This is a genomic window from Roseibium alexandrii DFL-11, from assembly GCF_000158095.2.
GTDB classification, from domain to species: domain Bacteria; phylum Pseudomonadota; class Alphaproteobacteria; order Rhizobiales; family Stappiaceae; genus Roseibium; species Roseibium alexandrii.
The window spans coordinates 5,250,674-5,269,162 of record NZ_CM011002.1; the positions used below are offsets into that span (position 1 = coordinate 5,250,674).

The 18,489-nt window shown below is 56.8% G+C and carries 16 protein-coding genes; 14 read left to right on the plus strand and 2 right to left on the minus strand.

What is annotated here, in order from left to right:
• Nucleotides 1–76: 76 nt before the first annotated feature.
• Both SADFL11_RS24225 and SADFL11_RS24230 read right to left on the minus strand, forming a co-directional pair.
• A complete protein-coding gene (locus SADFL11_RS24225; RefSeq protein ID WP_407690696.1) occupies nucleotides 77–847 on the minus strand; it encodes a transporter substrate-binding domain-containing protein in 771 nt (256 codons plus the stop codon).
• Nucleotides 848–1,021: 174 nt separating this feature from the next.
• Nucleotides 1,022–1,795: an ABC transporter ATP-binding protein gene (locus SADFL11_RS24230; RefSeq protein WP_040450877.1), complete on the minus strand. Its 774-nt coding sequence runs from the start codon at nucleotides 1,793–1,795 to the stop codon at nucleotides 1,022–1,024.
• Nucleotides 1,796–2,135: 340 nt separating this feature from the next.
• Here SADFL11_RS24230 and SADFL11_RS24235 point away from each other — a divergent pair, with 340 nt between their 5' ends.
• The 14 genes from SADFL11_RS24235 (at nucleotide 2,136) to SADFL11_RS24300 (ending at nucleotide 18,462) form a co-directional block, all read left to right on the plus strand.
• Nucleotides 2,136–2,780 (plus strand): TetR family transcriptional regulator C-terminal domain-containing protein, encoded by a 645-nt coding sequence (locus SADFL11_RS24235; protein WP_008192000.1) that lies wholly within the window; start codon nucleotides 2,136–2,138, stop codon nucleotides 2,778–2,780.
• 10 nt (nucleotides 2,781–2,790) lie between these two features.
• Nucleotides 2,791–3,972: a pyridoxal phosphate-dependent aminotransferase gene (locus tag SADFL11_RS24240; protein ID WP_008191431.1), complete on the plus strand. Its 1,182-nt coding sequence runs from the start codon at nucleotides 2,791–2,793 to the stop codon at nucleotides 3,970–3,972.
• Nucleotides 3,973–3,977: 5 nt separating this feature from the next.
• Complete coding sequence (locus tag SADFL11_RS24245) at nucleotides 3,978–5,591, plus strand: 5-guanidino-2-oxopentanoate decarboxylase (RefSeq protein WP_040452381.1); 1,614 nt, start codon at nucleotides 3,978–3,980, stop codon at nucleotides 5,589–5,591.
• A gap of 518 nt (nucleotides 5,592–6,109) precedes the next feature.
• Nucleotides 6,110–6,370 carry a DUF4212 domain-containing protein gene (locus SADFL11_RS24250; protein WP_040450876.1) on the plus strand — a complete coding sequence of 87 codons (261 nt, stop codon included), beginning with the start codon at nucleotides 6,110–6,112 and terminating at the stop codon, nucleotides 6,368–6,370.
• 14 nt (nucleotides 6,371–6,384) lie between these two features.
• Complete coding sequence (locus SADFL11_RS24255; RefSeq protein WP_040450875.1) at nucleotides 6,385–8,169, plus strand: sodium:solute symporter family protein; 1,785 nt, start codon at nucleotides 6,385–6,387, stop codon at nucleotides 8,167–8,169.
• Nucleotides 8,170–8,273: 104 nt separating this feature from the next.
• The gene (locus tag SADFL11_RS24260) at nucleotides 8,274–10,103 is read left to right on the plus strand and encodes a DUF294 nucleotidyltransferase-like domain-containing protein (RefSeq protein WP_008196708.1); all 1,830 of its coding nucleotides are present in this window, start codon (nucleotides 8,274–8,276) and stop codon (nucleotides 10,101–10,103) included.
• 52 nt (nucleotides 10,104–10,155) lie between these two features.
• Nucleotides 10,156–10,677: a hypothetical protein gene (locus tag SADFL11_RS24265; RefSeq protein ID WP_040450874.1), complete on the plus strand. Its 522-nt coding sequence runs from the start codon at nucleotides 10,156–10,158 to the stop codon at nucleotides 10,675–10,677.
• Nucleotides 10,677–12,089 carry a 3'-5' exonuclease gene (locus tag SADFL11_RS24270; protein ID WP_040452380.1) on the plus strand — a complete coding sequence of 471 codons (1,413 nt, stop codon included), beginning with the start codon at nucleotides 10,677–10,679 and terminating at the stop codon, nucleotides 12,087–12,089. Before SADFL11_RS24265 ends, SADFL11_RS24270 begins: the two co-directional genes overlap by 1 nt.
• A 391-nt stretch (nucleotides 12,090–12,480) precedes the next feature.
• On the plus strand, nucleotides 12,481–14,217 hold the full coding sequence (locus SADFL11_RS24275; RefSeq protein WP_008193438.1) for an ABC transporter substrate-binding protein: 1,737 nt from the start codon (nucleotides 12,481–12,483) through the stop codon (nucleotides 14,215–14,217).
• A gap of 126 nt (nucleotides 14,218–14,343) precedes the next feature.
• A complete protein-coding gene (locus SADFL11_RS24280; protein WP_040450873.1) occupies nucleotides 14,344–15,408 on the plus strand; it encodes an ABC transporter ATP-binding protein in 1,065 nt (354 codons plus the stop codon).
• Between the two features lie 12 nt (nucleotides 15,409–15,420).
• Entirely contained in the window at nucleotides 15,421–16,509 is a 1,089-nt protein-coding gene (locus tag SADFL11_RS24285) for an ABC transporter ATP-binding protein (RefSeq protein ID WP_008189340.1), read from the plus strand.
• Nucleotides 16,506–17,375, plus strand: coding sequence for a carbohydrate ABC transporter permease (locus SADFL11_RS24290; protein ID WP_208981338.1), 870 nt, complete (start codon nucleotides 16,506–16,508; stop codon nucleotides 17,373–17,375). The genes SADFL11_RS24285 and SADFL11_RS24290 overlap by 4 nt, the downstream gene beginning before the upstream one ends.
• 11 nt (nucleotides 17,376–17,386) lie before the next feature.
• Nucleotides 17,387–18,184 (plus strand): carbohydrate ABC transporter permease, encoded by a 798-nt coding sequence (locus SADFL11_RS24295; protein WP_040450872.1) that lies wholly within the window; start codon nucleotides 17,387–17,389, stop codon nucleotides 18,182–18,184.
• Entirely contained in the window at nucleotides 18,184–18,462 is a 279-nt protein-coding gene (locus SADFL11_RS24300; RefSeq protein WP_040450871.1) for a DUF2160 domain-containing protein, read from the plus strand. Before SADFL11_RS24295 ends, SADFL11_RS24300 begins: the two co-directional genes overlap by 1 nt.
• The last annotated feature ends 27 nt before the right edge of the window (nucleotides 18,463–18,489 follow it).

Here is an 18,489-nt window from a genome sequence, read left to right on the forward strand (position 1 = left end):
GGCGGCAGGCAACCTTTTCAAAAGGAGAGGGCCGCCGGCGCAAGTGCGCGCCGGCGGAAAAGCGGAAGGCTGGCCGTTAACCGCCGTAAATGTCGAAATCGAAGTACTTCTTGGAGAACTCTTCGTAGGTGCCGTTAGTGCGGATAGCAGCGATGGCGGCGTTGATCTTTTCTTTCAGCTCATCTTCGCCCTTGCGCAGGCCAACGCCCACGCCGGCGCCGAGAATGGCCGTATCATCAGCGACATTGCCCTTGTATTCGCAGCACGCGCCTGCGTCAGACTTCAAGAACGCATCAAGTGCGATAGCGTCTGCCTGGACCGCGTCGACACGGCCGGCTGCCAGATCCTGGTTGGCTTCATCCTGTGTCTGGTACTGCTTGATGTCGTCAGCGGCCGGAGCGAAGTACTTGTCCGCGTAAGCCGCGTGGATCGTGGAGACTTGAACGCCGAGGATCTTGCCGGACAAGCCTTCCGGAGTTGCTTCGAAGTCGTCACCCTTGGCACCGATGATGCTGGTCGGCGTGTTGTAATACTTGTCGGAGAAGTCGATGGTTTTCAGACGCTCTTCGGTGATCGACATGGAGCCGACGATCATATCGATCTTGCCGGAGGTCAGCGCCGGGATGATACCGTCCCAGGCAACCGGGGTGATCACACAATTGAGCTTTGCTTCCGCGCAGACCGCTTCCATGAATTCGACTTCCCAACCGACCCAGTTGCCGCTGGCATCCGGGGAGGTAAACGGCGGGTACGGTTCTGCGGCAACCCCGACCTTGACGTCCTGCGCCTGCGCGCCGGAGATTGCTGCAACGCTCACCGCGGTTGCCACAAAAGATGCTTTGATCATGTGTTTCATGCTGTTCCCCTGTTTTCACTGTGTTTGCCCGATTGTTCGGGATGGTCAGCCCGCGATGAGGTGCGGGACGACCGGTCTTTGAACTTGCCGAAGACTGCCTTTTTCCTCCCGGCAGGGCTTTGGCACTCTGGTGGCCGGTTCACGGTGTGGTCGTGAGCATCCGGCCTAGTGGACCGAACTGATGAACTGTTTCAGTCTCTCCGATTTCGGGTCGCCAAAGACCTGATCCGGTGGTCCCTGTTCTTCGATGATACCGTTGTGCAAAAAGATCACGTGGCTTGCGACGTCGCGTGCAAACTTCATTTCGTGTGTCACAAGGACCATGGTTCTGTTTTCTTTCGCCAAGTCTCCGATCACACTCAGCACTTCCCCGACCAGTTCGGGATCGAGCGCTGAAGTGGGTTCGTCAAAGAGAAGTGCCAGCGGCTGGACAGCCAGGGCGCGGGCAATTGCTGCGCGTTGCTGCTGGCCGCCGGACAAGAAGGCCGGATAGACGTCCTGCTTCTCATGCAACCCGACCCGGCGCAGCAGCGTTTCGGCGATTTCGACCGCCTCATCCCGTTTCATGCCGAGCACATGGACCGGCACTTCGATCACGTTTTGAAGCACCGTCATGTGTTGCCACAGATTGAAGCTTTGAAAGACCATGGCCAGCTGACTGCGGATGCGCTCGATCTGTTTGCGGTCCGCTGGCCGCAAGCCATGATGACGGTCGTCTTTCAGGGCAATGGCTTCGCCGTGTATTGTCACCGATCCGGCACTTGGAAGTTCGAGCATGTTGATGCATCGAAGGAAGGTGGATTTGCCGGAGCCTGACCCGCCAATGATTGCGATGACGTCTCCTTTGTTGGCCGTCATCGAGACCCCCTTCAGAACCTCGAGAGGCCCAAAACGCTTAAAGAGGTCTCGCACCTCTATGGCTGGCGCCACATCTTCCATTCTTCCGCCATTGCCCAGCTAAGCCGCCGGAGCTGTTGGTGTTTTTTGTCCCGCTGGCTTGTCGTTGTTTCCGGTAGAGCGCCAGCTGACTGCCCGGTTGTTCCGTCAAGCTTTGCATCGGCTCAGAAATTATTCAAGTGTATAATTTGGGCTTGTGTGCTTATTATTCAGTCGTATAGTAAGCAGGAATCTAAGCGCACGAATGATGCGCTTTCGCTCCCATTATTGGGCGGCGGCTTAAGAAACGGGAGGCGTGAGGTGCAATGAGTGCGATGTTTGCAGCCGCTTGTCTCCTGCAAGTCCAAAAACCGGTTTTGACTATTGCTGAACGGGTGGTGAGATGACCCGGCGGTCGTTCCATAGAGCGCCGGAAGCCGAGCGCCGCCAGGATCTGATCACTGCAACACTGGACTGCATTTCCGAGCTTGGATTGCAAGGCGCAACCGTGCGCGAGGTGGCAACGCGTGCTGGCGTGACGCCCGGTCTCATCCGCCACTATTTCTCCAGCAAAGATCAGATGTTGCAGGCAGCCTATCGCGAAGTCATGACTGGCATGACGTCGAAGGTCGCCGACGCGGCCGACAAGGGGCAATCGAGCGCCCGTGCCCGATTGCACGACTTCATTGTTGCGAACCTGACACCGCCGGTCGCCGACGGCCGGGCTTTGTCACTCTGGGCAGCCTTCATCAGTCATGTCCGGGTCGACCCGGACTTTGCAGAGATCCACCGGGAAAGCTATCTGGCGTTCCGGTCTGTGCTTGAAGCGCTTGTCGCTGATGTTCTCACGGAAGCCGGGCAAGCGGCGGACACCAAGCGATGTCAGGAGCTTGCCATCGCGATCAACGGCGTGATCGACGGCTTGTGGCTTGAAGGCACGCTGGTGGGCGATCTCTTCTCCGAAACACCTTTGCCGGGCATTGCTGTCCGGTCTGTGGAAGTCCTTTTGGGCGGCATTTCTCTTGCTGCCGATACTCAACAAACCTGAGAGACCGACTATGCGTTATGCGTCGATCACCGACCGGTTGACCCATTTGGGATCCGGAAAATGGACTGTTCATCTGAAGGCCCGCGAAATGGTGGATGCGGGCACACCGGTGATCGAGCTGACGATTGGCGAGCCGGACATCATGCCGGACAAAGCCCTCCTGGATGAAGCTGAACGGTCGATGCGGGCTGGCCGGATCCGGTATTCGAACGGGCGCGGGGAGCCGAAAATCATCGCCGCGTTGACAGAAAAATACCGACAACGCCGACCAAGCATTTCGGAGCGCAATATCCTGTGTTTTCCCGGTACGCAGACAGCGCTTTTTGCGGTGATGTTGGGTCTTGTCGAGGGCGGGGATGCGGTGCTTGTGCCGGATCCCTACTACGCGACATATGAAGGCGTCATTGCTGCGACGGGCGCGGCCATGGTGCCGGTCCCCTTGCGTCCGGAAAATGGGTTTCACCTCAAGCCGAAAGACCTTGAAGCGGCCGTAACACCTAATGCCCGAGTGCTGCTTCTCAATACGCCCCACAATCCGACAGGGGCAGCGCTGACCGCAGATGAAATCGCGGCAATTGGCGAGGTTTGTCAGCGTCATGATCTCTGGATCGTCTGTGATGAGGTCTATGAGAAGCTGATCTTCGACCGCACGTTTGCATCACCCTTCGATATTGAGGCGCTGCAAGAACGAACGATTGCTGTCTCGTCGATTTCCAAGTCTCATGCAGCGCCCGGTTTCCGGTCTGGATGGGCTGTCGGTCCGGAGGAATTCTGCGACCGGTTGCTCGCAGTCTCCGAAACCATGCTCTTTGGCGGGCAACCATTTATTGCGGACATGACAGCGATGGCCGTTTCCGGCGAGTTTGATACCGCTGAACGCATGCGGGAGAGCTACAAGCGGCGTGCCGAGATTTTGATGGAACATCTTGGCGGCCATGGTGCCCTGCGGCCGATGATGCCAGAAGCGGGCATGTTTCTGCTGGTTGATGTCAGTGGCACCGGGTTGGATGGTGAAACGTTTGCAACGCGCCTTCTGGATGAAAAACACGTTGCCGTCATGCCCGGCGCCTCGTTTGGCGAACAAGCGGCCGGGTTCATTCGGCTTTCGTTGACGGTCGCAGATGACACATTGCGGGAAGCGGCCGGACGGATCGCGACGTTCGCTGATGAGCTGGCGGCGAATGTGGGATGAAAGAAATGGGCGTAGTTGAAAAAACTGTTGGCGAGGCCCTGATCGACCTCCTTGAAATCAACGGTGTGGACACCGTGTTCGGTATTCCGGGCGTTCATACGGTCGAACTTTACCGGGGACTGGCTTCTTCTTCCATCCGCCACATTACGCCCCGGCATGAGCAAGGCGCTGGCTTTATGGCCGATGGATATGCGCGTGTGACCGGCAAGCCCGGCGTTGCTCTAGTCATCACCGGACCGGGGCTGACCAACACCATCACCGCGATGGCGCAGGCCTATCAGGATTCGATCCCCATGCTGGTGATCTCCGGAGTGAACACGCGGGACAGTCTTGGCCATGGCCGCGGCATGTTGCATGAATTGCCCGATCAGCGGGCTATGATGGCAACACTGGCCGTTATGTCGCATACGCTGCTTGATCCAAATGACCTTCCATCAGTGATGGAACGGGCCTTCTCTGTTCTGAAATCCCGCAGGCCAGGTCCGGTTCACATCGAGATCCCGACCGATGTCATGCCGCAAAAGATAACAATTGAAGCCTGGAAGCCGGTCATCGCCAGCGGCCCACGAGGAGCTGCCGCAGAAGTCACTTACCTCGCGGCCAAGTGCCGGTCAGCGAAGCGGCCCGTGATCCTGTGTGGTGGTGGATCGATCTCGGCAGCTCAAGGGATTCAACGGCTTGCCGAGAGCTTGGATGCGCCATTGGTCACGACGGTGAACGCAAGGGGTATGTTTGCGGGGCATCCGCTGTCGATTCCGGCAAGCCCGAGCTTGAAGGCAGTGCGCGCACTCGTGTCGGATGCCGATCTGGTGATCGCGCTTGGCACGCAGATGGGTCAGACCGATTACGACATGTATGCCGATAACTGCTTCCCGGAACTTGAAAACCTGGTGCGGGTCGACATCGATCCCGACCAGTTGGCCCGAGGACCATCAGCTGCGCTTTCGATCCTCTCCACCGTTGATCAGCTGGTGACAGATCTTCTGTCCGCTCTTCCAAATCACAGCGCACACTGTGACGGCGCGGCGCGTTCAAAAGCCTGCCGTGAAGAGACCTTTGCCGCACTCACTCCAAAGATGAAGGCAGAGATCGCGGTTCTTGAGACCATTCGCGATACGCTGCCGGGCTGCATCATCGTCGGTGATTCCACGCAAGCCATTTATTCCGGAAATCTCTATTTTGAAGCCGGACAGCCGAAGGGCTGGTTCAATGCCGCCACCGGTTTTGGTGCGCTTGGGTATGGTCCGCCTGCCGCGGTGGGGGCAAGCCTCGGTGAACCAGGTGTTCCGGTCGTTTGCATCGTTGGCGACGGTGGATTTCAGTTTTCGCTGGCCGAGATCGGGTCGGCCAAAGACTGCGAGGCAAATGTCATTTTCCTTGTCTGGAACAATGACGGATACGGTGAGATCCGCACCTTCATGGAAGACAGCGGGATTGAACCTGAGGGCGTGACGCCATCCGCCCCGGATTTTCTGAAAATCGCGGAAGGCTATGGCTTGCCGTCAATCCGATTGGCGGATGTTTCGGAGCTCAATGACGCGCTGATCGATATGGCTAAAATATCCGGTCCGGCACTGATTGAAATCCATGAACTTGAGACCCGGGGCGCGACCGCTTAGGGCACCCTTTTGCTCAACTGAGACAGGTCAACTTTACCGGTCCAGAGCTGTTCTCCTGATGCGTTCCGCGTGCGTCAAGTTCTTATTTCTAAAGTGTAATTCGTTAGTCTAATAGACTTACGAAGCCCCTACTGAAGTATGGGCCTACGTAAGTAGTCTTGAGTATATTTTGCGCATCGATAGAAAACTAAACTCGCATTCCAGTGAAGTTCGGTGACGATCGTCACGATAGGTCAACAAGCAGTATGAACCTCGTTTTGAGCGGGGTTACAGATTGAGGTCTAGGGAAGGGGGTTCCTCGGCCAAGTGCTGAGTGCGTGCCAAATGGAGAAAATCGGTTGTAAATAGTCATGGCGCAACTTTCCCGGACATCTCCGGAAGTCGCTGTGTTCAAGGCCCAGCCGCTCCACAGCCAGCATCCAGCATTCAGGCTCAAGGTTCCAATTCAAAACACGCGATTGAGGCGCCGCGTTCGCCGGGGCGTTTGAACCTTAACAGGATCAAGTGGAGGAGACTGTATGTCCGAAAACTCATCCAACAACGAATATTGGTCCGCCAATATGCGCATCATCAAGATCAGCCTCGTTATCTGGGCGCTGGTTTCTTTCGGGTTTGGCATTTTGCTGCGCCCGCTGCTGAGCGGTATTCCCGTCGGCGGCACCGATCTGGGCTTCTGGTTTGCCCAGCAGGGTTCCATCCTCGTGTTCCTCGGGCTGATCTTCTTTTACGCCTGGCGCATGAACCAGCTCGATCGCGAGCATGGTGTGGACGAAGAATAAGGGCGGCCTGAGATATGGATCAGTTTACGATAAATCTGCTGTTTGTGGGTGGCTCTTTCGCCCTCTACATCGGCATCGCGATCTGGGCCCGCGCAGGGTCTACATCTGAATTTTACGCCGCTGGCCGCGGTGTTCACCCGGTCACCAACGGAATGGCGACCGCAGCGGACTGGATGTCAGCTGCCTCGTTCATTTCCATGGCTGGCCTCATCGCTTTCACCGGCTACGACAACTCTTCGTTCCTGATGGGCTGGACCGGCGGCTACGTGCTGCTGGCATTGCTGCTTGCGCCTTACCTCCGCAAGTTCGGCAAGTTCACGGTGTCCGAATTCATCGGGGACCGGTTCTACAGCCAGACGGCTCGGATCGTTGCCGTTGTCTGCCTGATCGTTGCCTCGACAACCTACGTTATCGGTCAGATGACCGGCGTTGGGGTTGCCTTTGGCCGCTTCCTGGAAGTTGACAACACAACCGGTCTTCTGATCGGTGCCTGTGTCGTTTTCGCTTACGCGGTTTTCGGGGGCATGAAGGGCGTGACCTACACGCAGGTGGCTCAGTACTGCGTTCTGATCACGGCTTACACCATCCCGGCGATCTTCATTTCGCTGCAGCTGACCGGCAACCCGATCCCGGGTCTGGGTCTGTTTGGCAATGATGTTGCCAGCGGTGTGCCGCTGCTTGCCAAGCTGGACCAGGTGGTCACAGAACTTGGCTTTGCGTCCTATACGGCTCACCATGCCAACACGCTGAACATGGTTCTCTTCACCCTGTCCCTGATGATCGGTACTGCGGGCCTGCCGCATGTGATCATGCGCTTCTTCACGGTTCCGAAGGTTTCCGATGCGCGCTGGTCTGCCGGATGGACGCTTGTCTTCATTGCGCTTCTTTATCTGACAGCTCCGGCTGTTGGCGCGATGGCGCGTCTCAACATCACCGAAATGATGTGGCCGAATGGCGGTATCAACGGCGGCGCTGTTGCTGTGGAGCAGATCGAAAACGACTCGAAGTACGACTGGATGTCGACGTGGCAAAAAACCGGTCTTCTGGACTGGGAAGACAAGAACGGCGACGGCAAGATCCAGTACTACAACGACAAGAATGCCGATCTGCAAGCCGTTGCTGCGGAAAAGGGCTGGGAAGGCAACGAGCTGACCAAGTTCAACCGCGACATCCTTGTTCTGGCAAATCCGGAGATCGCCAACCTTCCGAGTTGGGTGATTGGTCTGGTGGCTGCAGGTGGTCTGGCAGCAGCCCTCTCGACGGCGGCCGGATTGTTGCTCGCGATCTCGTCGGCGGTGTCGCATGACTTGATCAAGGGGGCCTACAATCCAAGTATCTCGGAGAAGGGCGAACTGTTGTCGGCACGAATAGCCATGGCGGTCGCGATTGTTGTCGCGACTTATTTGGGATTGAATCCACCCGGGTTCGCGGCGCAGACGGTGGCCTTGGCCTTCGGACTTGCGGCGGCCTCGATCTTCCCCGCCTTGATGATGGGCATCTTCACCAAGGTGAACAGCCGCGGCGCGGTTGCCGGGATGATCGCAGGGATCTCCGTCACGCTGATCTACATCTTCCTGCACAAGGGCTGGCTGTTCATTCCGGGCACCAATTCCTTCACAGATGCTGATCCGCTGCTCGGTCCGATCAAGTCCACGTCCTTCGGTGCAATTGGTGCCATGGTGAACTTCACCGTTGCCTACTTCGTCTCCAAGGCGTCTGCCCCGATCCCGACGGAAATCGAAGAGCTCGTGCAGAGCATTCGGGTCCCGCGCGGAGCCGCAGCAGCTCAGGATCACTAATACCTGTCCGGGCCGCTGCTTGCGGCGGCCCGTCCAGTTCCGATCTTGTCCTGCCCGGCTCATACTGGGCAGGACTTTTTGTTTCCGGTTCAAAAGGCTGTGCCATGTCGCTGACATCCGATCAGATCCTGCAGTTCCTAAGATCGGTGCATCCTTATGATGCCCTGCCTGCCGATGTGCAAAGTGCCATCGTGGGGCAAATCGATGTCCGGGATCTGGAGCCGGGCACTTCCGTCTACGAATTCGGCAGCAGCATTCCAGGCCTCTTTATAATCTACGACGGTGCGATCGAAGTACGGGACGAACAGGGCGCTGTCCTCAGTTACCTTGGATCGAGAAACTCCTTTGGTGAGCGCGGGCTGTTGAAAAACGGACTTGCGGTGACAATCGCGACCGCAGACACCGCCGCGACCCTGTTGGTCGTTCCTTCCGGGCTGTTCAAAGATCTCATTCGGGACCACCAACCCTTCGCCCGTTTTTTCGACCGGAGCCGGAAACCACAGGCGCGGGAAAGAGACCTGGCAACCACGCAGGTTTCCACCTTTATGGCGGGCAAGCCAATCACATGCGCGGCGGATGATACCGTTCAATTGGCGGCAATACGAATGCGGGAGAACCATGTCTCCTCGCTGTGTGTGGTGAATTCCGATGACGCCTTGATCGGGATCGTCACCATTCGGGACCTTTCCGGGAAGATCCTTGCAGAGGGGCGGCCAATAGAGACACCCGTGGACGCCGTGATGACCGCGAACCCGGTGACGCTGGCCCCATCCTCTATCGGTTCCGATGTCTTGCACCTGATGATGGAACGCCGGATCGGCCATGTTCCGATTGTTAAAGGTGGGAAACTGGCTGGGATCGTAACGCAAACGGATCTGACCCGGTTTCAAGCAGTCAGTTCGGCCGAGTTGGTCGGCGAAATCACCAGTGCGGCAACGGCCGAAGAGATTGCAAAGGTTACGGCCCGTATTCCGAACCTCTTAGTTCAGTTGGTCGGCAGCGGTAACCGTCATGAAGTGGTGACCCGGTTGATCACCGACATTGCTGATACAACAACCCGGCGCCTGCTTGCCCTGGCCGAGGAAAAACTTGGACCGGCCCCGGTTCCGTACCTATGGCTTGCGTGCGGATCACAGGGGCGGCAGGAGCAGACAGGCGTGAGTGATCAGGACAATTGCCTGTTCCTGGATGACAGCGTCACGGAAGCGGATCAAACCGGGTATTTTGCCGAGCTTGCGAAGTTTGTCCGTGATGGTTTGAACACCTGCGGTTATGTCTATTGTCCGGGGGACATGATGGCGACCAATCCGCGCTGGTGTCAGCCGGTCAAGGTCTGGAAAAACTACTTTGAAGGCTGGATCGACAAGCCGGATCCGATGGCGCAAATGCTGAGTTCGGTGATGTTCGACCTGCGGCCGATCGGCGGGCACGTACCGCTGTTCGCCAACCTCCAGGAGGAAACGCTGGAAGTAGCCGCCCGCAATTCAATATTCGTGGCGCATATGATCAGCAATTCGCTGAAGCATACGCCGCCCCTCAATCTGCTGCGCGGCCTTGCCACAATCCGGTCCGGCGAAAACAAGAACACCCTGGATATGAAGCACAACGGTGTTGTGCCGGTGGTGGATCTCGGGCGGATCTATGCTCTGCGCGGTGAGATCAAGGCCGTCAACACACGAGCCCGCCTTGTAGAGGCCAAGGAGAAGGGTCAGTTGAGCCAATCCGGCGGTGGGGATCTGATCGATGCCTATGACCTGATCGCCGAAACACGGCTGTTGCACCAGGTGGATTTGATCAAGCAGGGCTTGCCGCCGAACAATTTCATGCAACCCTCGATCTTGTCAGACTTCGAGCGCAGCCATTTGCGTGATGCCTTTGTTGTGGTCAAAACTATGCAGTCGTCGGCGGGGCAGGGCCGTGGCATGCTGAATTAAAAACACCGGACGAGGGGCTTAGCGTCTCCTCGCTATCCGGATGGGGGAGTGAATGTTTGTTGAACTGATTGCAACGATTGTTGCCGGTATTGCTGCCGCAGGGCTTGTGATGCTGATCAACCGGGCGCTGGGCGGGCGGATGCCGAAGTGGCTTGCCCCCGTCATGGCGGGTGTTGCGATGCTCGCGACCACCATCTCAAGTGAATACGGCTGGTACGAACGAACCCGGGAAACGCTGCCAGAGGGTCTCGTCGTTGCGCAGACCGTTGAAAACCGGTCCTTCTACCGGCCCTGGACCTTCGCCCTGCCTTATGTCGAGCGGTTTGTTGCGATCGACACCTTGTCGATCAAGACCCATGACGCTCAGCCGGGGATGAAACTCGCTGACGCCTATTACTTCGGCCGCTGGTCGACGGTGAACAAGTTGCCGGTGCTGACCGATTGTACCGAAACGCGCCGGGCGGCTCTCATTGATGCCGTCACCTTTGAAGACAGTGGTACAATCGACGGCATCCAGTGGGTTCAGGTGCCGGAGAGCGATCCAATGGTGTCAACGATCTGCGGAGTGGGATGATGCTGACGTCACTCAGTTTGCGATTGCGGGTATTTCTCATGTTCCTGGGAATGACTGCGGCTGTCTGGGTGGCAATTGGTCTTGCTCTTTACATCGGATTGGGGCGCGCTGCAGAGACTGGTGTGGCCGGTGCTTTCACCTTTTCCGGGATCCTTCTGTTCTTTCTTTCACTGGCGATCTTCACCGGATGCTGGTTTTTGTTCGACACCAATGTCGCCAAGCCGGTCGAACGCATTGCCGCGGCCATGCGGACAAGGGCGCATGCTGGGGTGGAGGTTTCCGTCGATCAAAATGAAGCACGCTATCTCGGTGATCTGGGTCCGGCCGTTGCAGCCGTAACTGGCGAGTTATCGAAAGCCTCAGAGGATGCTGAGGGGATTGTCGCCGAAGAAACCGCGCGGCTCGCAGCGGAGCGGGCACATCTGGCTTTGCTGCTGACGGAAATCCCGGTTGCAATTGTTCTAGTCAGTCCGACCCATCAGATCATGCTCTATGACGGACAGGCCGCTGATGTTTTGAAACAGGTGCATGTTCCGCGCCTGAGCTCGTCCATCTACGACTATTTCGCCGAAAGCGAACTTCGTCCGGGGTTTGAGCAGCTGACGGAGGCCCGGCGGGAAGTCGATGTTGAGGTACACGGAACGAAAGGCAATCTCTCGTTTCAGCTGCGCCTGAAGAAGTTGAGCGAAGCCTCCGGGTTCATGATCTTGATCGACAGCACCAACGCGCGCATAGCGCCGGAAGCTGCGCGCCCGTTGATCTATGACTTTGATCTGACTGAGCGCGATACTGAAAAGGCCATTGAAAACTGTTCCCTCAGCGAGCTTTCCTTCACGGTGTTCGATACCGAGACAACCGGTCTGATGCCGAACAAGGACGATATTGTGCAGATCGGCGCAGTTCGGGTCGTCAATGGACGCATGGTTCCCGGCGAACGAATTGATCAATTGGTCAATCCCGGCCGACCTATTCCGCCTGCTTCCAGCAAGGTTCACGGGATCTCAGACACCATGGTCGCCGATGCGCCCCAGCCTCTGGAGGCGGTGGCGGATTTCCATGAATTCGCACGTGAGTCGGTCATCGTTGCCCATAATGCGCCGTTCGATCTGGCGTTCTTGCAGAAATACGGGAAGGTTGCCGGTCTGGAGTGGCCCCATCCGATACTGGACACGGTGCTTTTGTCAGCTGTGGTGTTTGGCTCGAACGAGGTGCACACCCTCGACGCTTTGTGTGAGCGGCTTTGTATCGATATCCGGCCTGAAGTCCGTCACACTGCGCTTGGCGATGCGGAAGCCACCGCAGAAGCTCTTTGCAAGTTGCTGCCAATCCTTACGTCGAAGGGTTTTGAGACCTTTGGTGACGTGATCCAGGAAACCCGGAAGCACGGGCGGCTCCTAAAGGACATGAACTGATCCGGAAAGTGCGCTGAATAGGTTATCAAAGATCTGTCGGATGACCGTCAATTTATGCTGCACCGCGTCATTTTAGTTTCGTTTGCAGTGCGAATAGCGTCGATTAGATTTCAAATTTGTTTTCAACTTGAGCAATTCGAAAGCAAATTTCGCTGGTTTTTTGTCAGATATGTGTCACAATTGCGCTGTTTCGGGTTTCGTTTTGTCCTAAAAGTCGCAAATATCAAACGATCTTATTTCGAGAAAATCCATATTTTTCAATATCTTATATCCAAATAATCCCACTCAAACTATCTACTAAATTTTTAGTTTGACAATGCGGCTTCCCTGAGTCCAATTTGTCACAGCCGGATAAAAGTCGGCATAGATACTCTCATGGGAGGAAATAAAGATGCGCAAGTATCTTCTCTGCGCAGTTGCGGCCAGTGCCGTGATTGCAGGAGCAGGGTCTGCTTTTGCCGATGAGGCGGCAGCACAAAAGTGGATCGACCAGGAATTCCAGCCATCCGTTCTGACAAAGGATGAGCAACTTGCAGAAATGCAGTGGTTCATTCAGGCCGCAGAACCGTTCGATGGCATGGAAATCAACGTTCTGTCTGAAGGCATTCCGACTCACTCTTACGAGTCTGAGGTTTTGACCAAAGCCTTTGAGGAAATCACCGGTATCAAGGTGAACCACCAGATCCTCGGTGAAGGTGAAGTGGTGCAGGCAGTCCAGACACAGATGCAGACTGGCCGGAACCTCTATGACGCTTATGTCAACGATTCCGACCTGATCGGTACGCACTCCCGTCTGCAGCTCGCCTACAACCTGACCGACTGGATGGCAGGCGACGCAAAAGACGTGACCAACCCGGGTCTCGATCTCGACGACTTCATGGGTATCCAGTTCACCACCGGTCCGGATGGCGATCTGTACCAGCTTCCCGACCAGCAGTTCGCGAACCTCTACTGGTTCCGTAAAGACTGGTTTGACCGTGAAGACCTGAAAACGGCCTTCAAGGACAAATACGGCTACGATCTCGGCGTTCCGGTTAACTGGTCCGCTTACGAGGACATTGCTGAGTTCTTCTCTAAGGATGTCAAAGAAATCGACGGCGTCGCGATTTACGGTCACATGGACTATGGTAAGCGCGCTCCTGATCTCGGCTGGCGCATGACCGATGCATGGCTCTCCATGGCCGGTGCAGGCGACAAAGGCGAGCCGAACGGCGTTCCGGTTGACGAGTGGGGCATCCGCATGGAAGCCGACACATGTAACCCGGTTGGTGCATCAGTATCCCGCGGTGGTGCTGCAAACGGCCCGGCGGCTGTTTACGCGATCCGCAAGTGGGATGAGTGGCTGCGCAACTATGCGCCTCCAGGCGCTGCAAGCTTCGACTTCTACCAGTCTCTGCCGGCTCTGAGCCAGGGCAACGTTGCTCAGCAGATCTTCTGGTACACCGCATTCACCGCGGACATGGTGAAGCCGAAGTCTGAAGGCAACAACACTGTGGACGACGAGGGTACCCCGTTGTGGCGTATGGCTCCCAGCCCGCATGGTCCTTACTGGGAAGAAGGCCAGAAGGTCGGTTATCAGGACGTGGGTTCCTGGACGATCCTGAAGTCCACTCCGGTTGACCGCGCAAAAGCTGCATGGCTTTACGCTCAGTTCGTTGTTTCCAAAACAGTCGACACCAAGAAGAGCCACGTGGGTCTGACGTTCATTCGCGACAGCACCGTCAACCACGAGTCCTTCACCGAGCGAGCGCCGAAACTCGGCGGCTTGGTTGAGTTCTACCGCTCCCCGGATCGTGTTGCCTGGTCCCCGACCGGCGTTAACGTTCCGGATTATCCGAAGCTGGCCCAGATCTGGTGGCAGCAGATCGGTGACGTGAACTCAGGTGCCTTCACCCCGCAAGAGGCTATGGATCGCCTCGCGCAAGAAATGGACATCGTCATGTCCCGTATGCAGCAGGCTGATGAGCGTGCCAACGTCTACGGTGGTTGCGGACCGCGTCTGAATGAAGAGCGTGACGCAGAATACTGGCTGTCTCAGCCGGGTGCTCCGAAGGCCAAGCTCGCAAACGAGAAGCCGCAGGGCGAAACCGTCAACTACGACGAACTGGTTGCTCGCTGGCAGCAGTGATCACCTGGTCTGTCTTGACCAAAACATCGGACCGGGGCTTGCCCCCGGTCCTTCACCGATCCGAATGTGACAGGCGGCTGCGGCAATAAAATCGCGCTTGGGCCTGGACGGACGCGGGCATAAAAAATGTCTCTACAACTTAAAAACGTCAGTAAGCGCGTGGGCTCTATCACCCATGTGAAGGAAACCACCTTGTCTCTCGAACCAGGGCATTTCAATGTTCTGCTCGGAGAAACCGGATCCGGGAAAACCTCCCTCATCAAGATGATGGCAGGTCTCGACAGTCTCGCGACCGGTGAAATCTTTATCAATGGCAAGAACGTGTCCGGCCTGAGTGCGCAGAAGCGCAATATCAGCCTGGTTCACCAGTTCTTCGTCAACTATCCGCACATGACGGTGTTCGACAACATCGCCTCGCCGCTAAAAGTGGCCGGTGTTGCCAAGTCGGAGATCGCCGATCGCGTAGCAGAGGCCGCCGGCTTGATGAAGCTGGGGCCGTATCTGCAGCGCAACCCACATGAGTTGTCCGGCGGGCAGCAGCAGCGGTGTGCACTTGCACGAGCAATCGTCAAGGAAAGCGATGCGGTGTTTCTCGATGAGCCGCTTGCCAACCTCGATTACAAGCTGCGCGAAGAATTGCGTGATCAGCTTCCGGAGTTGTTTGCAGGACGCGGCGCCGTCGTTGTCTATGCGACGTCGGAACCTGAAGAAGCACTTCTTCTGGGCGGGCGCACGGCCCTCATGACCGACGGCAACGTTGTTCAGTTTGGCCCAACGGCAGAGATCTACCGGCAGCCAAAAGATCTGGATGCTGCGAAGGTGTTCTCCAACCCGCCGATCAACACGGCCGAGGTCTCTAAGCAAGGTGAGGAGGTCATCCTGAATGACCAAACCCGCTGGAAACTCTCCGGTGCGGCCGCTGGTCTTTCCGACGGACTTTATATGCTGGCTATCCGCCCGCACCACGTCATGCCGGTCGAGACCGAGCACAACACGGTGCGCCTTGAGGGGCACGTACAGGTCACTGAGCTGAGCGGTTCTGAAAGCAGCGCGCACTTCGATATGGACGGCCAGTCCTGGGTGTCTTTGTCTCCAGGGGTGCATCCGTACTTTGTCGGTGAGGTCCACACCTTCTATCTGGATCCGAACCACTGTTTCTTCTTTGCCCCGAGTGGCGAGCTGGTGGCGTAAGGAGAGGACTTCATGGCACAAATCACGCTTTCAAATCTGCGTCACAGCTATCACCCAAATCCAACGAGTGATGCTGACTATGCGCTGAAGAAGATCGATCTGACGTGGGAAGACGGTGGAGCCTATGCGCTTCTTGGACCGTCCGGCTGCGGCAAGTCCACGCTTCTCAACATCATTTCCGGTCTGCTCGTTCCCTCGGAAGGTAAGATCCTTTTCGGCGATCAGGACGTGACGTCTCTGCCGCCGGCACAGCGCAACATCGCTCAGGTGTTCCAGTTCCCGGTCATCTACGACACGATGACTGTTTACGACAATCTGGCGTTCCCGTTGCGCAACCGGGGCCGTGACGAGGACATCGTCAAGCAGCGGGTCACCGCGATTGCCGAGATGCTTGAAGTCACGGACATGCTGAACACCCGTGCGGCAAACCTGTCGCCGGACAACAAGCAAAAGATCTCCATGGGCCGCGGTCTCGTTCGTCAGGACGTTAACGTCGTGATGTTCGATGAGCCGCTCACTGTGATCGATCCGCATTTGAAGTGGAAGCTCCGCTCCAAACTGAAGGAACTTCACCAGCGGGTGAAGGCGACCATGATCTACGTGACGCACGATCAGACCGAAGCTCTGACGTTCGCCGACAAGGTCGTGGTGATGCAGGATGGCGAAATCGTTCAGATGGGCACCCCTGTCGAGTTGTTCGAGCGGCCTGCGCATACCTTCGTTGGACACTTCATCGGTTCTCCGGGCATGAACGTTTTGCCGTGTAATGTGAAAGGCGGCGCTGCCTTCTTCGGCGGTGAACAAGTAAGCCTTGAGGGTCCGGCCAAGGACGTCGCAGATGGCGGCGCTGAAGTCGGTATTCGTCCGGAGTTTGTCTCCATTGCCTCCAACGGACAGGGCGTTGAAGCCGTTGTCCGCAAGGTTGCGGATGTTGGCCGTCACAAGGTGGTGGAAGCCATCGCTCATGACAGCCGCATTCACGCGATCCTGGAAGGGGAGGCGCCAAGTGCCGGTGAGGCCGTCAAGCTTCAGTTCAAACAATCCCAGACCCGTCTCTACAAGGACGGCTGGCTGGCCAGTTCCCCAGAGGAGGCTGCCTGATGAAAACGCAAAATCAACGCGCCTGGTTCTTTGTTCTTCCGGTCCTCCTTCTGGTGGCGTTCAACGCGCTCATCCCGATGATGACCGTTGTGAACTACTCCGTTCAGGAGACCTTTGGCGACAACCTCTTCTTTTGGGAAGGCCTTCGCTGGTTCCAGGAGGTTCTGCAGTCTGAACGCTTCCATAATGCGCTTGGCCGGCAGTTTTTCTTCACCTTTATGATCCTGATCATCGAGATCCCTCTTGGCATTGCGATTGCGCTTTCGATGCCGAAGAAGGGGCCTTGGGTTCCGGTTTGCCTCGTTCTGATGGCTCTGCCGATGCTGATCCCGTGGAACGTGGTCGGTGCGATGTGGAACATCTTCACCTTGCCGGATATCGGCCTTCTCGGGTACTTCTTGAACCACACGCTGGGCATTTCCTACGACATGACCCAGGATCCGGTTGCCGCCTGGGTGACGATCATCGTCATGGATGTCTGGCACTGGACGTCTCTGGTCGTGCTCCTGAGCTATGCTGGTCTGGTGTCCATTCCGAACGCCTACTATCAGGCTGCTGAGATCGATGGTGCGTCCAACTGGGCTGTGTTCCGCTTCATTCAGTTGCCGAAGATGAAAACGGTCCTGACGATCGCGATCCTGCTCCGCTTCATGGACAGCTTCAACATCTACACCGAACCGTTCGTCTTGACCGGCGGCGGTCCTGGCAACTCGACCACGCTTCTGTCCATCGATCTGGTGAAAATCGCCCTTGGTCAGTTCGACCTTGGTCCGGCTGCCGCCATGTCCCTCATCTACTTCGCCATCACGCTGCTGACCTCCTGGTTGTTCTACACGCTGATGACGAAAGACGACAACAAAGCTTGAGGAGAACCATCATGAGAATGAGAAATCTGGTTCCCATCCTGTACATTCTTTTCTTGATGTTGCCGATTTATTGGCTCGTCGCGATGAGTTTCAAAACCACCAACGAGATCCTTTCCGGGTTCTCCTTGTTCCCGCAGACCTGGACGTTCGAGAACTACATCGAGATCTTCACCGATCCGACATGGTACTGGGGCTACATCAACTCGATCATCTACGTGACACTGAACACGGTGATCTCGGTGTGTGTGGCTCTGCCGGCAGCTTATGCCTTCTCCCGCTACTCTTTCGTGGGCGACAAGCATCTGTTCTTCTGGTTGCTCACCAACCGGATGGCGCCGGCCGCCGTCTTCGCACTGCCGTTCTTCCAGCTTTATTCCGCCGTTGGTCTGTTCGATACGTACTTGGCTGTTGCACTTGCACACTGCCTGTTCAACGTGCCGCTGGCGGTCTGGATCCTGGAAGGGTTCATGAGCGGTGTGCCGAAGGAACTGGATGAGACCGCTTATGTGGACGGATATTCCTTCCCGCGGTTCTTCATGACCATCTTCCTGCCGGCCATCAAGTCCGGTGTCGGTGTAGCGGCGTTCTTCTGCTTCATGTTCTCCTGGGTAGAAATGCTTCTGTCCAAGACACTGACGGCCGTTGAGGCAAAGCCGATTGCCGCCGTCATGACACGGACCGCGTCATCTGCAGGGTATGAACTCGGGCTTCTGGCGGCCGCCGGGACACTGACGATTATCCCGGGCGCGATCGTGATCTACTTTGTCCGTAACTACATTGCCAAGGGCTTTGCCCTGGGGAGGGTGTAATGCTGGGATGGATGGCCTGGACCTGGCCGACGGCCCTGTTGTTTGTCGGCATCTTCAGCGCAATCGGGTTCCTGACGGTGCTCGAGCTGAAATTCCCCGGTGGTGCGGAACGCGTAGGCATTCTTCGCCTGACCACGACCCGCGGCGATCGCCTCTTCATCACGCTGCTCGGAACGGCCTATATCTTCCTGGCCTGGCTGGGTCTGGTCGGGATGCCGCTGTGGTGGCCGTTGGCGATCAGCATTGGCTGGGGTTTCTTCTGCTTCTGGAAGGTTTAGTGCCGGCCGGACGTAAAGATTAGGCGT

What these genes read in the sequence shown, in the direction of transcription:
- SADFL11_RS24225 (WP_407690696.1), bottom strand. Translation starts at nt 847, where the DNA reads ATGATCAAAGCATCTTTTGTGGCAACCGCGGTGAGCGTTGCAGCAATC.
- SADFL11_RS24230 (WP_040450877.1), bottom strand. Translation starts at nt 1,795, where the DNA reads ATGGAAGATGTGGCGCCAGCCATAGAGGTGCGAGACCTCTTTAAGCGT.
- SADFL11_RS24235 (WP_008192000.1), top strand. Translation starts at nt 2,136, where the DNA reads ATGACCCGGCGGTCGTTCCATAGAGCGCCGGAAGCCGAGCGCCGCCAG.
- SADFL11_RS24240 (WP_008191431.1), top strand. Translation starts at nt 2,791, where the DNA reads ATGCGTTATGCGTCGATCACCGACCGGTTGACCCATTTGGGATCCGGA.
- SADFL11_RS24245 (WP_040452381.1), top strand. Translation starts at nt 3,978, where the DNA reads ATGGGCGTAGTTGAAAAAACTGTTGGCGAGGCCCTGATCGACCTCCTT.
- SADFL11_RS24250 (WP_040450876.1), top strand. Translation starts at nt 6,110, where the DNA reads ATGTCCGAAAACTCATCCAACAACGAATATTGGTCCGCCAATATGCGC.
- SADFL11_RS24255 (WP_040450875.1), top strand. Translation starts at nt 6,385, where the DNA reads ATGGATCAGTTTACGATAAATCTGCTGTTTGTGGGTGGCTCTTTCGCC.
- SADFL11_RS24260 (WP_008196708.1), top strand. Translation starts at nt 8,274, where the DNA reads ATGTCGCTGACATCCGATCAGATCCTGCAGTTCCTAAGATCGGTGCAT.
- SADFL11_RS24265 (WP_040450874.1), top strand. Translation starts at nt 10,156, where the DNA reads ATGTTTGTTGAACTGATTGCAACGATTGTTGCCGGTATTGCTGCCGCA.
- SADFL11_RS24270 (WP_040452380.1), top strand. Translation starts at nt 10,677, where the DNA reads ATGCTGACGTCACTCAGTTTGCGATTGCGGGTATTTCTCATGTTCCTG.
- SADFL11_RS24275 (WP_008193438.1), top strand. Translation starts at nt 12,481, where the DNA reads ATGCGCAAGTATCTTCTCTGCGCAGTTGCGGCCAGTGCCGTGATTGCA.
- SADFL11_RS24280 (WP_040450873.1), top strand. Translation starts at nt 14,344, where the DNA reads ATGTCTCTACAACTTAAAAACGTCAGTAAGCGCGTGGGCTCTATCACC.
- SADFL11_RS24285 (WP_008189340.1), top strand. Translation starts at nt 15,421, where the DNA reads ATGGCACAAATCACGCTTTCAAATCTGCGTCACAGCTATCACCCAAAT.
- SADFL11_RS24295 (WP_040450872.1), top strand. Translation starts at nt 17,387, where the DNA reads ATGAGAATGAGAAATCTGGTTCCCATCCTGTACATTCTTTTCTTGATG.
- SADFL11_RS24300 (WP_040450871.1), top strand. Translation starts at nt 18,184, where the DNA reads ATGCTGGGATGGATGGCCTGGACCTGGCCGACGGCCCTGTTGTTTGTC.